Below are 14,459 nucleotides of genomic sequence, written 5' to 3' on the forward strand. Positions count from 1 at the left end.
CCGATTCTTTGCGCGATGTTTCCGATTCACGCCTGGCTCTTGCCGATTCTTCACGACACATTGCCGATTTCCGCTCTCGTCTTGCCGATTCCTCACGGGCACCTCGAATAGCCTTCGAAAACAAGCGCAGCGCACCCAATTAATCCCTTAACGCAGTTGAATTGTGTCCCGATGCCGATTAATTCTTCCATCTTGCCGATTCTTTGCGCGATGTTTCCGATTCATGCCTGGCTCTTGCCGATTCTTCACGACACACTGCCGATCTCCGCTCTCGTCTTGCCGATTCCTCACGGGCACCTCGAATAGACTACGAAAACAAGCGCAGCGCACCCAATTAATCCCTTAACTCGCTTGAATTGTGTCCCGATGCCGATTAATTCTTCCATCTTGCCGATTCTTTGCGCGATGTTTCCGATTCACGCCTGGCTCTTGCCGATTCTTCACGACACATTGCCGATTTCCGCTCTAGTCTTGCCGATTCCTCACAGGCACCTCGAATAGCCTACGAAAACAAGCGCAGCGCACCCAATTAATCCCTTAACACAGTTGAATTGTGTCCAGATGCCGATTAATTCTTCCATCTTGCCGATTCTTTGCGCGATGTTTCCAATTCAAGCCTGGATCGTGCCGATTCTTCATGACACATTGCCGATTTCTGCTCTCGTCTTGGCGATTCCCCCTTCCATCTGGCTCATTCTCCAGATAAAAGGTGGATAAGTCATTCCAATAATCTGTTCTGCACATATCGGAACAAAATCCCTTGTGGATAACCCCGATTCCATCCCCAATTGGGCATAACTTCGTCGTCACCCGTCGATAACTTTTCAAATCATTCAAATCTTTATCCACAAAAAACCGACAGACGTGTTATTCCGTCTGCCGGTTGTGAATCGTTTCTTATGCTTCTACAACATCTGTTGCAGAATGGCGTTTTTTGAATAACAATGCGAAATAGCCTGCTGTCAACGCTAGACATACGACCATGAATCCAATCAATATACCATTCGACGTCCATAGATGCGTCATGTCGCCTGTAGAAATTGATGCTTTGAATGCCTGAACAGAATATGTCATTGGCAAGAATTTATTGAAAATCTGAAGTGGTTCCGGGATCAATTCCAATGGGAACGTTCCTGCGCTTGTTACGAGCTGCATGATCAAGACGAGAATCGCCAGGAAGCGTCCTGCGTCACTGAATACAGAAACAAACAATTGCACGAGCGCGATGAATGTGTAACTTGTAATAATCGCTGTAAGGATGAACAATGGAGTGTTGATAGTATCCATACCAAGCGCGTATTTAATGACAACAACGGAGATCAGCGCTTGAATGAGCCCGACTACTGCAAGCACAGACACTTTACTCGCAAACCAGCGGAATGGTCCTGTTGGAGAAATTACTGGTTGAACAAGTGGGAATACGATGGATAGTAACAATGCACCGACGAATAATCCTAGAGATAAGAAATAAGGTGCAAACCCTGTACCGTAGTTCGGTACTTCATTAACTGCTGACTTTTCTACATCTACTGGAGCAGCTACCATATCATAAGTTTTGTCAGATGGGTTCACTTCAGAAGCGGTATCGTTCGCTTCACTCAATTTCTCTTGAAGTGTGCCTGTTCCTTCGTTCAATTCTTTCGCTCCGTCAGCAAGTGTTGCGGATCCAGTTGCCAGTTCTTGAGATTTAGAAGCAAGTGTTCCTGTTCCGTCTGTTAATGTTTTCGAACCAGCTGATAACGCAGAAAGACCATCGACCAACTTCCCAGATCCTTCTTTTGCAGCTGTTGCGCCTGTAGCAAGTTTACCCACAGCTGCATTTAGCGCGCTATTTCCTTCAGCAAGTGCTGATGAACCTGCGAGCAATTGCCCGGATTTACTGTTCAACTCGTTAACGCCTGCAAGTGCCTGTGAGTGTGCCCCCGCTAATTGACCCGCGGCACCATTCAACTCTTTCGCTCCCGATTGTAGCGCTGCGGTTCCTTGCGATAACTCACCAAGTCCGCCTGCCACTTGGGCACTACCTTGTTTCAATTCACCAAGGGCGCCTTGCAATGCCGCTTTTTGTTCTTCAGGAAGTGAAGCTAAAATTGGCGCAAGTTGTTCAGACAATTGTCCAATTCCCGCATTTACTTGCTGCGCACCGCCTGTTAATTGACCAGCTGCAGCATTGAGTGAACCGGATTTTTCAGCTAAGTTGCCCACACCTGCTCCGAATTCTTTTTCTTTTGCACCAATCTGTTGATAACTACTTGCGAGCTTACCAACACCTTGCGTGTATTGAGTCAGCCCTGCATTCAAATCACTCGCACCCGCAGATGCTTTTTGAGCGCCGCCTTGAAGTTCACTAACACCTGACGACAATGTTCCAAGACCTGAATTTAATGAAGATGCCCCATTTGAAGCTTCGATGACACCTTTTTTCAACTGATCAGAGCCATCGGCAAGCGTTACGGTACTCGATGCAAGTTGTGCCAAGTACCCTTTTAAATCCTCTGTTCCTGAAACAAGCTTGCCAGAACCGTCATGCAGTTTCCCTGCACCGTCAGCCGCATCCCCGAATCCATCTCCCATTTCTTTGATGGAGTCGAAAAGTTGTTCCGCATATGTTGCCGATACATTTTCGTTCACTTCCGCTTTGATGCGATCCATCGCCGTTTCTCCGATTTGTGCAGAGAGGAAGTTGAAGCCTTCGTTTGGTTTGTAGACCAGCGCTAGTTTCTCAGGTGTTTCATCCAATAAAGTTGTTGCGTGTTGTGAAAAATTATCTGGAATTTCGATTGTCATGTAGTAATCCTGATTCGTGATACCTTTTTCAGCCTCAGATTCAGAAATACTTTGGAAGTCGAACTGCTTACTATCGACGAGTTTGTCGACAAGTTCTTTACCAAGATCGAGTTCAGTTCCTTCAAATTCGGCACCTTCATCCATATTTACAACCGCAACTGGCAGTGCATCCATGTTAGCGTATGGATCCCAAAACGCCCACAAAAACATCCCTGCATATAATACCGGTATGAATAAAATTGCAATCATAGGCACAATCATTTTTCTCGTGCGCAATAACTGCTTCCATTCCGCTCCTGTCATCGTCTTTTTCATTTTTTCTCCTCCTTGACTGGTTGACCACTTTGGCTTTCTGGTCATTGATTCTTAAAAAAAGAAGTCTCAAATTAAGAGACTTTTGAAAATGGTACTACTCAGTAAATCGATGATCTCGGTTTGATCCAACTCTTGATGGTGGGTTTTACCCCAGTCTACAACGAGTGCCATATACGATTTAAACAGCAAATACGCGACCATTTCAACATTACATGGTTTGACTTCACCGCGATTAATGCCTTTTTGGATTTTCTCAGCAATGAATTTCACAATCTGTTTCTCGATATCTACGAGGACTTCTTGTACGGCAGGCGTCCGGATTTCTTTTCCTTCATCAATCAGTTTGGCATATAGTTGGTGCGTCGTTCTAAATTTCAAAATCGACATAAGACGAGCATGCGCATTTTCTTCAAATGTAGCCCCTTCAATAGCGGCGGCTTCCGCTTCTGTCCTCATCTCTTCAATCATTCCGACGACAATGGCGTTAAACAGTTCTTCTTTGTTCGCGAAGAATGTGTAAATCGTACCTTTCCCAACGTTTGCAATCTTAGCGACTTGGTCCATCGTGGTCGCTTTGTAGCCAAACAGTGAGAAGGATTTTGCAGCGGCTTCCAAAATCTCCGTTCTGCGATCCATGTGCCCACCTCTTTCATTGTAAAATGACCGTAATTCAATTATGGTCATTTGGTCATTCCCTATAATACGCTCCCTATAAATAGATTGCAAGGGTTTTTTGATTAAATTCTTAAAAGAAAAAACGAAGGACGTGTCACGCCTTCGTTTCCTATATTCCATTAAACTTGAGTCGTTTTGTTAGGATTGATGAATGACAACAATTCCTCTGCGGTTGTGAAGCCGAGTTTTTCTATAGAACGCGCATCTAAGAAATAATCTTCTCCGACCATGGTTCCTGAGAGGGTGATAATAGAATCAGCCACTGGCGTCGGTAAACCGATGTGCTTCCCGAGCGAGTGAAGTAGCCCAAGGCCCATTGGCACGTCTTCTGTAATGTACCGATTGTTAACGGATTTTGTATGCAAATCCTTAACACTGTCTGCGTAGATAGCAAATGCCTCATCATCTGACTGGGCTTCGGGATCAGTGAATGTGCGCACTTTGAACTCTTCGATGTATGAACGGCGTTTCGAACCGATTTTCTCAAGCATATCCATTTTTTCCTGATCCAACTCGTGTGCCACTTTCCAAGTGGACGGCGTAAATCCTTCCGTATACATCGAAAACTGACCTTCCGAGTTCTCAATATATGCTGCGTTAAGCGCAATCCCGACTGTGTGCATAATGAGGTTCGGGTTGTGGAGTGCGACTTCTGCAATATTTTCACGTGGGATGCAGTTGCCTAGAATCGGTTTTAGCGTATGGCATGCCTCTTGAACTCGATCTGCCGGAAGGGATGCAATCGGATGACCGTAGTTCTCTGAATACAGCGTGACCTCACCTGGATTTGTGATTCTACAGCTGTATGGCAACGTTTCGCCTTCAACAAATAGTGGTGCATCTTCAGTTCTGCTAATTCGTTTCAATTCGTTCAAAAAGTAAATGCTGCCGAGATACCCCGGACAAATGTAAACGGTTTGTTGCTTCTGTAAGTGTGGAGCTAGGGCGCTCGCGAGGGACTTGTGGTAATTCGAGACGTAATAAATGAGGATAATGTCTGCTTGTGGTATAACTTCTGCAGGATTGCGTGTCACAGCATGTAGCGGAACGGTTTGCTGTTCGCCCCCCTCTTTCAATGTGATGCACTTCGTTTCTTCCAATTTAGCAAAGTGCTCGTTTGGCTGATTGCTTAGCTTCAACATACTCACTTGGTGACCATCGCGCGCTAGACATGCAGCCGCGGTAGAACCTCCGTGTCCTGAACCAACAATCGTAATATTCAATTATATTTCCCCTTTCTTGTGAAATTATTCACAATGTAGAACAAAAAAATGTTGATTGATCTCAACTACTCTATTTTATCATAGTTTCCATTAAAAAACTATTTTGCTTGATTTGTCTAAAAACAAAGCATCCTTTGCGGATAAAAAGTCTCGATAACCCCTATCGGCTTCGAGACTATTATCGACTAGTCTCCTTGTACAGGATTGGCAATCTTCCCTGCAAACAACAATACGTCCGCTTCTTTATCACGAATTGTGATGAAGAACGGCTTGTTCGCTGTAAATTGGAAAGGTTCTCCCATTGGCGCAGATACCGTATCCATAGCGATGGATGTGACGGCAGCTGCCTCTGTCCCTTTTTCATCCACAGAAAGATAGGTTTTCTGTAGCACCTTGCTCACAAACAATGGATTTTCATCCTCTACTACTAACTTAGATAATTCCGCTCCTTCACCAAATGCTTGCTTCATCCCTAATTCCTGAAGCACATCATTCAGCAGAATTTCATAATCGAGCTGGAACTTCGGTAAACGGACTGTACCTAGTCGTGTTTCAAACGAACCCTTCCAGTTCGTACTGTTTTCTGTAGTCCATGAAGAGAGGAAATCGTCGAGATTCTGCCCCTCTTTCGGGACGTAAATGTCCATCGTCATCTTTCCTTCGTCTCCGTAAGGGAGTGAAACTGCCTGGAACTGATCTGTTTCCAAATAGGGCAGCTCCTCATTCAATTGCATGAATGGAACTTTCGTAAGATTTCCATCTGTGCGCTTGAAATCGTCGTCTTCTGTTGCATTTTCATTGAACGGATAGGACCAGGATGCTTTGAAATAAACAGCATTCAACAGATACATAACTAAGCTATCATCGAGAGGTGCTTGGACAATTTCGTCAATCTTTCCGTTTGTTGCTTGCTGAACCCACTCGTTCATGCGATCTACGGATTTCGAGTCGGTGATGTCCATATCTTGAGCCTCAGCTAAATAGTAGTCTTGTGTAATTTGCTTGAATTTTTCTTGCAACGTGAACCTATCGTTCACCCAAATTGAATTTGCCGTCTTGAGTTTTAACTCCTCGTCTGAACGTTGGAGGTGGTCCAACAATGATGCGTTCGCACGGTTGATGGACTCCGTATCCATTCCCATCACTTGCATCGCATCTTTAATTTCGTCGCGAGTTTGTCCATCCGCTCCGTTTTGAAGCATGGATAATGCCATTAAAAGACTGACTGGAGACACGAATACATTGCCGTCATCATTCGGCTCCGCTTTCGTGACCAGTTGCGCTCCAAGTTCGTTTGTCGGCTCGCTTAATTTCAGGTAATCGTCTTCTCCGAAAGAAACGGCAACTTTATCTGGCTTCGGTTCTTCTTTTTTCATTGGAGCAGGCACCATTCCACACGCCGATAAGACAACCACAGCACTGACTGCCACTGCGAGTACAGCTTTTTTGTACATTGGTCTCATCTCCTTTACTAGATGAGTCGGTTTTGAATCAGACAAGTTACACTTCTTCGTCACATGGCCAAGATGGCAACATGTTGCTAAGAGGCTTGTCTTGTCGGTATCCAAGCACATACTCCGCTTGCATGATCGTATGGATTTCCCGTGTTCCTTCATAGATGACTGGTGCTTTTGAGTTGCGTAAGAATCGCGCGACCGGATAATCGTCTGAATATCCATATGCACCATGGATTTGGAACGCATCGTCTGCGGCTTGATTGGCAAAATCACACGCTTGCCACTTGGCTAACGACGTTTCACGAGTATTACGTAGCCCGGCGTTTTTCATCTCCCCGGCACGATAGACGAGTAAGCGGCTCATTTGATAACCCGCTTCCATCCGCGCGATCATTTGCTGGACGAGCTGATGTTGTCCAATCGGCTTTTCAAATGTGCTGCGTTCTTCACAATATGCAACACTCACTTCCATACACGCCTGAATTAAACCTACTGCACCTGCAGCAACGGTGAAGCGTCCGTTATCCAATGCAGACATAGCGATTTTGAACCCTTCCCCTTCTTTCCCAAGCAAGTTGGAAGCAGGCACACGGACGTCTTCAAAAAATAGCTCGCCCGTGTTTCCGGCTTTAATGCCATATTTATTTTTGATGGCTTTGGATGAAAATCCGGGCATCGTACGCTCGACGATGAACGCAGAAATCCCGTGATGTTTTTTTGATTTATCCGTATAGGCGAAGACGAGGAAATGATCCGCGCTGTCGCATAGTGAAATCCACGTTTTCTGCCCATTTAGCACATAATCGTCACCATCATGGACAGCGGTAGAAACCATCGCAGCAACGTCAGATCCTGCACCAGGTTCTGTCAGTCCGAACGCGCCGACTTTCTCCCCTTTAGCTTGGGGAATCAAATACTTTTGTTTCTGTTCTTCCGTTCCCCATTGCAGCAGAGTCAACGAATTCAGCCCCGTATGAACGGATACCGCGGTTCGGAACGCGGTATCCCCGCGTTCTAGTTCTTCACAAAGAATAGCGAGTGCATTATAGTCCATGCCGCTACCACCATAAATTTCTGGAATACATGTACCCATGAACCCGAGGTCTGCGAGTTCTTTCCAGACCACGGGATCGAAACCGCCTGCTGCATCCCATTTCGCGATATTCGGAAGGATTCGATCATCGACATAACTTCTCACTGTTTTACGCAGCAACTGCTGTTCTTCCGTTAAGTTGAAGTCCATCTCTATTCCTCCTTGCATCCCGCAAATTAAAGTGCGGCTTCACCGGTGTGAATAGTTTCCGTAATGTGGACGCCGCGTTTGCCCATCTCTTCAATATATAGATCTCCAGGAACGATCGATTCAGGTGGATAAACGCCACGTTTTGTAATGGTACCTCCACCAATCATTTGTGCGACGACGGAAATCGTATTCGCTGTCGCAAGAGCCATTGCGGTTTCATTCATATCAATATCTTTGGTCACAGTCATGTTATACTCATAAGTCGCTGTCATGCCGGAAGCTTCCCCGCTTACGAGAACGCGTAGCAATACGGCATCTTTTTTGTCACCAAGCAGCATTTGGGGTGTGAGATGCTCACGCATGACATCGCGAACACGTAACGGCTTTCCATCAACTTGGATGGTCGATTCACGTGATAACAAGCCAAGGTCTACGAGCAATTGGAACTTTTCTGCGTGACCTGGATAACGTAGTGTCTTGTACTCAAGTGTTTGAACGTCTGGGAATGATTCTATAAGTGTGGAAGTTCCGCCTGATGTATGGAAGGCTTCCATGTCGCCGAATTCATCAAAATGAACGGTTTCAATTTCCGAGAGTGACGGCAATTCTAGAACTTTACCGTCTCGTATCACACGTGAAGAATCCGTATAATGGTCAAACACGCCTTCTAATGAAAACACAATGTTGTAGTTAAGTGGAGGTTCTGGATTGACGGGGATGCCCCCTACAAACAAGCGGATGGACTCGACTTTATCCAATTTAGCAGCCCCATGACCTGATAGGATGTTGATCATCCCTGGTGCGACACCTAGATCTGGGATAAGGGTGACGCCGCGTGCTTCTGCTTGTTCTTTCATTTGTAGAACGGCATCTGTCGCACCTCCGATGTGTCCGCCGAGATCTACACTATGAACGCCAGCTGCAATCGCGAGTTTTGCGACCTGCTCGTTGAATGTATAGAACAGTGCATTGATAACGACGTCACCGAGTGAAATGACTTCACTCAATTGCAGTTCATTACGAGCATCGAGTACTAAAATACTGAGTTTGTCGGACAAGAGTTCATCTGCAAAATGTTCTGCTTTTCTAACGTCTTGATCCGCTAAATAGACAGCTGTCACCTCATCATTTTTCACCAAGTCTCGAACGGCTTCTTTACCCATTAACCCTGCACCTAATACGACGACTTTCATCCAATCATCCTCCTTTTAGTTGTTATCGATCTGGGCCCGCTGCAACTTACCGCTGAAATCAACGTAAATGCTCTTCCACTCAGTAAAGACGTCAAGCGCCGCAACGCCTGAGTCCCGATGGCCATTTCCTGTTCCCTTCGTTCCGCCAAATGGCAAGTGGATCTCAGCGCCAGTTGTTCCAGCGTTCACGTAGACGATTCCTGTATCAAGGTCACGTTGTGCTTGGAAGATTTTGTTGACGTCTCTTGAGAAAATTGAGCTGGACAAGCCATATACCACACTGTTATTCACTTCGATTGCTTCTTCTAAGCTACTGATTTCAATGAGCGAAATGACAGGTCCGAAGATTTCTTCTTGTGCAAGGCGACTATCCGCCGCAACGTCTGTGAAGAGTGTCGGTTCAAAGTAGTGTCCACCTGTGTAATGACCCTCTGTCAGCGTATTTCCACCTGCCAGTAGTTTTGCTCCTTCTTCTTTTCCAACGTTGACGTAATAGCTGATTTTCTCGAGTGATTTTGCGTTAATGACAGGACCAATTTTGTTAGATTCGTCTGCCCCATCGCCAATCGTCAAGCCTTTCATGGCTTCTAGCAACTTCTGCTCAAGTTCCTGCTTTATATCCGTATGCGCGATGACCCGGCTACATGCCGTGCAACGCTGACCCGCGGTACCAAATGCGCTCCAAAGGATGCCTTCAACTGCGAGGTCAATGTCCGCGTCGTCCATGACGATAATCGCGTTTTTGCCGCCCATTTCAAGCGAGACTTTCTTCAAATGACGACCGCCCAGTTCCGCGACACGTCTCCCTGTTTCCGTTGAGCCGGTGAATGAAACAACACGGACATCCGGATGCTCAATCATCGCTGTTCCAACTGTGCCGCCGCTTCCGAATACGACGTTGGCCACCCCGGCAGGCAAGCCGGCTTCCTCAAAGATGAGTGCCATTTCATACGCCATCATCGGTGTTTCAGTCGCGGGTTTCCAGATGAATGTGTTGCCCGCAACGATTGCAGGGAACGATTTCCAAGTGGCAATCGCAACCGGGAAATTCCACGGGGTGATCAACCCGACGACGCCGATTGGCGCACGGACACTCATCGCGAATTTGTTATCAAGTTCAGATGGCACTGTTTCACCGAAGAGACGGCGGCCTTCGCCTGCCATATAATAGGCCATGTCGATGCCTTCTTGGACTTCACCGCGCGCTTCTTCTATGACTTTCCCCATTTCTTTTGTGAGTACTTGAGAAAGATGCTCTTTCTTTTCTATCATGATGCGTCCTATTTCATATAAGTAATCTGCCCGTTTAGGTGCAGGAACCCGTGACCACTTTTTTTGTGCCGCTTTCGCTGCTGCGACTGCTTGGTTGACGTCATCTGCTGTAGATAGACGCACGTCTGCAATTGTTTTTCCGTTCGCAGGGTTTTTTACTGCTGTATAGTCCGCTCCTGTATCTGTTCCCCATTGTCCATTGATGTAGTTGTTCAGTTTCATTGCTGCATTCCCCTCTCCAAATAGGTTGATAGATTTGTAAGCCCTTTCATACTCTATTCGACAGCAACTAGATATTTCCTTTCATTTGTATTTCGAAGATTCTGATCCCACTATTCATGTTATGAGCATTTACTGGAGTTTATGAGCATTTTCACAAGTTTATGAGCACTTTTCAAGATTTATGATCACTTTTCAAGGTTTATGAGCATCTAACGGTATTGTTCAACTATCCTCAGAACGGATTCCATACAAAAAGCCCTTTACTGGAGTTTTTTCCAGTAAAGGGCTTTCGATTATGCTTATTTGTTATCTAGTGGTGCTTCAACTCGTGCTTCAGCTGGTGATTCAGTCATTGCTTGTTCACTGAACTTCGGTGGTTTGACACGTTTGATGAAGAACGTTAAGACAAGCGCCACTCCAGCAATTATCGTGGAGATGAAGAACGAATGGTTAATCCCCTCCATTTGGGCTTGCTGACCTACTTGCACTTTGAATGCTGCCAATCCTGCTGCATCCGTCGGAATATTCCCTGAAGCGGCTGCATCTTGCGCGATTTGGGCACCAGACGATTCAGCGCGTTTCGTCATCACGGTTAATAAAATTGCGGAACCAATCGCACCGGACACTTGCTGAACGGTACTGTTCATCGCCGTACCATGTGGATTTGAAGCCATTGGCAACTGGTTCATACCATTCGTCATAATCGGCATTGTCACCATCGAGAGTCCGAACATCCGAGCTGTGTAAATGGCCATCAATTCGTAATAACCTGTATCCATTTGAAGCTGGCTGAGCATATATGTTGTAAGGACTGTAATTGAAAGACCCGTAATCGCGAGTCCTTTTGGTCCGTATTTATCAAACAACTTCCCTGTAATCGGGGACATGAATCCCATGAGAACTGCACCCGGTAACATGAGCAATCCAGAATCGAGTGGTGAAATGTGACGCACACTCTGTACGTAAAGTGGTGTCAGGATCATCCCTGAGAACATCGCCACTGATACGACAACTGAAATTACAGAAGACAAGGCAAACATCGGATGTTTGTAGATACGGAAGTCGAGCATTGGTTCTGATTTCCGTAATTGGCGCGTAACGAATACGACTAGAGCGATGGCTCCGATGATGATCGGACCAAGGACCTCAAGTGCCGTCCATCCTTTACTTCCTGCCGAGCTGAATCCGTACAACAAGCCACCAAATCCAATACTTGAAAGGAAAATTGAAAAAGTGTCCACTTTCACTGGTTTGTTTGGTGTGATGTTACGAAGTTTAATCATTGCAAACACGATTGTAAATAATGCGATTGGCAAGACGATGATGAACAACGCACGCCATGAGTAGTGTTCAACGACGAATCCTGAGAGAGTCGGTCCAATCGCAGGAGCCGTAAACATGACGAGTCCAAAATAGCCAAGTGCCTGCCCGCGTTTTTCAATTGGAAAGGCAACGAGCATAACGTTCATTAGTAGTGGCATAAGCAAAGCGGCACCCGCTGCTTGGATCATCCGTGCTGCTACTAGTAACGCGAAGTTCGGCGTGATAATCGCCAAAAATGTCCCCAAAGAAAACAGAGTCATCGCTGTCAAGAATAGATTACGGTTCTTGAATTTGAGAATAAAAAAAGCACTGGCTGGCATCATAATACCGCCGACAAGCATGTAGCCAGTCGTTAACCATTGCACTTGAGAAGGCTCTATCTTAAATTCATCCATAATTGTAGGGAGCGCAATATTGAGCAATGTATTGTTTAGTATTGCGACAAAGGCACCTATGAATAGGATGATGATTATGCCATACGGTGGCTTTTCATGCATTTTCTTAATATGGTCTTTAGTTTCCATCTATTAATTCCTCCATTTAACTGTTAATTCCTTACTTAAAAAACATCATGAAGAACAGTTTATACTCATAGTCCAAAAAAATCAATATAAAAATATTAATGAATGAATTTCATTGATAAATGTACATTTTGATAGTAGACTGTCGGTATATTAACTAACAAAAAGGTGATGTAATGAACGAGCGGAAATTGAAAGTCATTCTAGCTGCGCAGCAAGTTTTTCAAGAAAAAGGGATTGTTGCAACTTCAGTTCAAGATATCTTAAATGCAGCAGGTATTTCCAAAGGGACATTTTATAACTATTTCACATCTAAGAATGAATGCTTGTTAGCAATTTTGGAAATGGCAAATGAAGAATCGATTACTAGACGACGAAAATTACTTCTTGGGCAAGACCGTACGGATAAAACAATTTTCGCCTTGCAAATTGTAACCCGCGCGCATGTCGATCGAGAACGTAATTTACTTCCTATATATGAGGCAGTTTTCTTTTCTAACGACGACGAAATGAGATCTTTTGTTAAGAAACAGTATCTTTCTGAAATCTCCTGGCTATCAGGGCGATTGCTCGAAGTATATGGTCCTGAATCCGAACCATACAACGCGGACGGTGCAGTGATTCTTGTCGGCATGATGCAACACATTCATCATTTCGTAAAGATTGGTGGTCGAGAAAAAAATGCATTCCATTATGATCAGCTCGTTCCATTTGCCATTCGACGGCTTGATGATATTATGGCCGGAATGATATCGAGTGGTGACAAGTTGCTCGGAAAGGCTCTTCTAGAAAAGTTAACGTACGCGGACAATGAAGATGCTAAAGAAGTGTTAATGAGTGATTTACGTACCATGCTTACTCGTTTCGAGAAGGACCGGGAAGAAAAAGGAATAGAATATATAACGTTTCTGTTGGAAGAACTCGTTACTGGAAATAGTGGTCCAACAATTCTGGAATCCGTTACGACTTCGTTCCTAGCACATTATTCCACTACAACTTATGCTGATAAAATCTCTAAGTTGTGTTGCCAAATTAAAGTAGTGAAAGATCTTCGCGCAAAAGGTTCATGCCGCACAAATAATTGAAACCTTCCCCCTGTCAATAACGTATAACTGAGTAACAAATTTGAATCTCGGAGGAACTGACAATGAACAATCACGAAATCGATTACAAGATTCACGGCGATGATATGCAGTTTGTAGAAGTTGAGCTAGATCCGCAGGAAACTGTCGTAGCAGAAGCCGGTGCGCTCATGATGATGGAAGACCACATTGAAATGGAGACGATCTTCGGTGATGGTTCCGGCAGTGGTGGTGGATTGTTCGGCAAAATCATGGGAGCAGGAAAGCGTGTGCTAACAGGTGAAAGTTTGTTCATGACGACATTCACAAATACTGGATCCGAAAAGCGTCATGTGTCATTCGCCTCTCCTTATCCTGGAAAGATTATTCCGATGGATTTAAGTGAGCATAGTGGGAAAATCATTTGTCAGAAGGATGCGTTTCTAGCAGCAGCTAAAGGTGTATCTGTAGGAATCGAGTTTCAGCGGAAGCTCGGCACGGGCTTCTTTGGTGGTGAAGGGTTCATTATGCAGAAGCTGGAAGGCGATGGTCTAGCATTTGTACATGCAGGTGGGACAATCATTGAGAAGAAACTACAGCCAGGTGAATCATTGCGTGTCGATACAGGCTGTCTTGTTGCGATGACGCATGATGTGGATTACTCAATCGAGACGGTCAAAGGTGTGAAAACTGCACTTTTCGGTGGAGAAGGATTGTTCTTCGCAACGCTTCGCGGACCAGGAACTGTATGGATTCAATCACTTCCGTTCTCTCGTCTTGCGAGCCGGGTATTCGCTTCCGCTCCTCAAGTGCCAGGAGGCAGTTCTAAAGGCGAAGGTAGTGTCGCCGGTGGATTGTTCGATTTATTAGGTGGAAAATAATTTTAGATGATAACGAAAAGCTGCCCGCAAATGCGGACAGCTTTTTTTGTTAGTTTTGTGGAGTTTATTTGCCTGGAGCGCTGACTTAATGAGCACTTTTCATCTTTTATGAGCATTTCCTATGATTTATGAGCACTTCCTAAGAGTTATGAGCACTTTTCATGATTTATGAGCATTTCCCAAGAGTTATGATCACTTTTCATGGTTTTTGAGCACTTTCCAAGAGTTATGATCACTTTTCATGATTTATGAGCACTTTCCCAGAGTTATGATCACTTTTCATGAT

General features: G+C 45.0%; 11 protein-coding genes. 3 read left to right on the top strand and 8 right to left on the bottom strand.

The genetic code is table 11. The annotated features are described in order from the left end of the window. Nucleotides 1-561 precede the first annotated feature (561 nt). Nucleotides 562-717, top strand: a complete 156-nt coding sequence (locus ACR65F_RS04125) for a hypothetical protein (protein ID WP_440503376.1) — start codon at nt 562-564, stop codon at nt 715-717. Between the two features lie 180 nt (nt 718-897). Here ACR65F_RS04125 and ACR65F_RS04130 read toward each other — a convergent pair whose 3' ends face one another. From ACR65F_RS04130 to ACR65F_RS04165, 8 genes are all read right to left on the bottom strand, one after another. Then, a complete protein-coding gene (locus ACR65F_RS04130; RefSeq protein ID WP_440503377.1) occupies nt 898-3,102 on the bottom strand; it encodes a YhgE/Pip family protein in 2,205 nt (734 codons plus the stop codon). A 66-nt stretch (nt 3,103-3,168) separates the two neighbouring features. Next, nucleotides 3,169-3,738 (bottom strand): TetR/AcrR family transcriptional regulator, encoded by a 570-nt coding sequence (locus ACR65F_RS04135; protein WP_039042702.1) that lies wholly within the window; start codon nt 3,736-3,738, stop codon nt 3,169-3,171. Nucleotides 3,739-3,896: 158 nt separating this feature from the next. Further along, a complete protein-coding gene (locus ACR65F_RS04140) occupies nt 3,897-5,000 on the bottom strand; it encodes an NAD/NADP octopine/nopaline dehydrogenase family protein (protein WP_440503378.1) in 1,104 nt (367 codons plus the stop codon). Between the two features lie 185 nt (nt 5,001-5,185). Beyond that, complete coding sequence (locus tag ACR65F_RS04145) at nt 5,186-6,454, bottom strand: serpin family protein (RefSeq protein ID WP_440503379.1); 1,269 nt, start codon at nt 6,452-6,454, stop codon at nt 5,186-5,188. Nucleotides 6,455-6,500: 46 nt separating this feature from the next. Beyond that, on the bottom strand, nt 6,501-7,700 hold the full coding sequence (locus tag ACR65F_RS04150) for an acyl-CoA dehydrogenase family protein (RefSeq protein WP_440503380.1): 1,200 nt from the start codon (nt 7,698-7,700) through the stop codon (nt 6,501-6,503). Between the two features lie 26 nt (nt 7,701-7,726). Next, nucleotides 7,727-8,893 carry a saccharopine dehydrogenase family protein gene (locus ACR65F_RS04155; protein ID WP_440503381.1) on the bottom strand — a complete coding sequence of 389 codons (1,167 nt, stop codon included), beginning with the start codon at nt 8,891-8,893 and terminating at the stop codon, nt 7,727-7,729. 15 nt (nt 8,894-8,908) lie between these two features. Then, a complete protein-coding gene (locus tag ACR65F_RS04160) occupies nt 8,909-10,387 on the bottom strand; it encodes an aldehyde dehydrogenase family protein (protein ID WP_440503382.1) in 1,479 nt (492 codons plus the stop codon). A 299-nt stretch (nt 10,388-10,686) separates the two neighbouring features. Beyond that, nucleotides 10,687-12,234: a DHA2 family efflux MFS transporter permease subunit gene (locus ACR65F_RS04165; RefSeq protein WP_440503383.1), complete on the bottom strand. Its 1,548-nt coding sequence runs from the start codon at nt 12,232-12,234 to the stop codon at nt 10,687-10,689. 173 nt (nt 12,235-12,407) lie between these two features. On the opposite strand from ACR65F_RS04165, the gene ACR65F_RS04170 reads away from it, so the two are divergent. Next, nucleotides 12,408-13,316 (top strand): TetR/AcrR family transcriptional regulator, encoded by a 909-nt coding sequence (locus ACR65F_RS04170; RefSeq protein WP_052245829.1) that lies wholly within the window; start codon nt 12,408-12,410, stop codon nt 13,314-13,316. A gap of 62 nt (nt 13,317-13,378) precedes the next feature. Then, the gene (locus ACR65F_RS04175) at nt 13,379-14,173 is read left to right on the top strand and encodes a TIGR00266 family protein (protein ID WP_440503384.1); all 795 of its coding nucleotides are present in this window, start codon (nt 13,379-13,381) and stop codon (nt 14,171-14,173) included. Nucleotides 14,174-14,459 lie beyond the last annotated feature (286 nt).

The organism is Sporosarcina sp. SAFN-010 (assembly GCF_059415065.1).

What these genes read in the sequence shown, in the direction of transcription:
- ACR65F_RS04165 (WP_440503383.1), bottom strand. Translation starts at nt 12,234, where the DNA reads ATGGAAACTAAAGACCATATTAAGAAAATGCATGAAAAGCCACCGTAT.
- ACR65F_RS04155 (WP_440503381.1), bottom strand. Translation starts at nt 8,893, where the DNA reads ATGAAAGTCGTCGTATTAGGTGCAGGGTTAATGGGTAAAGAAGCCGTT.
- ACR65F_RS04170 (WP_052245829.1), top strand. Translation starts at nt 12,408, where the DNA reads ATGAACGAGCGGAAATTGAAAGTCATTCTAGCTGCGCAGCAAGTTTTT.
- ACR65F_RS04125 (WP_440503376.1), top strand. Translation starts at nt 562, where the DNA reads ATGCCGATTAATTCTTCCATCTTGCCGATTCTTTGCGCGATGTTTCCA.
- ACR65F_RS04130 (WP_440503377.1), bottom strand. Translation starts at nt 3,102, where the DNA reads ATGAAAAAGACGATGACAGGAGCGGAATGGAAGCAGTTATTGCGCACG.
- ACR65F_RS04175 (WP_440503384.1), top strand. Translation starts at nt 13,379, where the DNA reads ATGAACAATCACGAAATCGATTACAAGATTCACGGCGATGATATGCAG.
- ACR65F_RS04150 (WP_440503380.1), bottom strand. Translation starts at nt 7,700, where the DNA reads ATGGACTTCAACTTAACGGAAGAACAGCAGTTGCTGCGTAAAACAGTG.
- ACR65F_RS04160 (WP_440503382.1), bottom strand. Translation starts at nt 10,387, where the DNA reads ATGAAACTGAACAACTACATCAATGGACAATGGGGAACAGATACAGGA.
- ACR65F_RS04145 (WP_440503379.1), bottom strand. Translation starts at nt 6,454, where the DNA reads ATGTACAAAAAAGCTGTACTCGCAGTGGCAGTCAGTGCTGTGGTTGTC.
- ACR65F_RS04135 (WP_039042702.1), bottom strand. Translation starts at nt 3,738, where the DNA reads ATGGATCGCAGAACGGAGATTTTGGAAGCCGCTGCAAAATCCTTCTCA.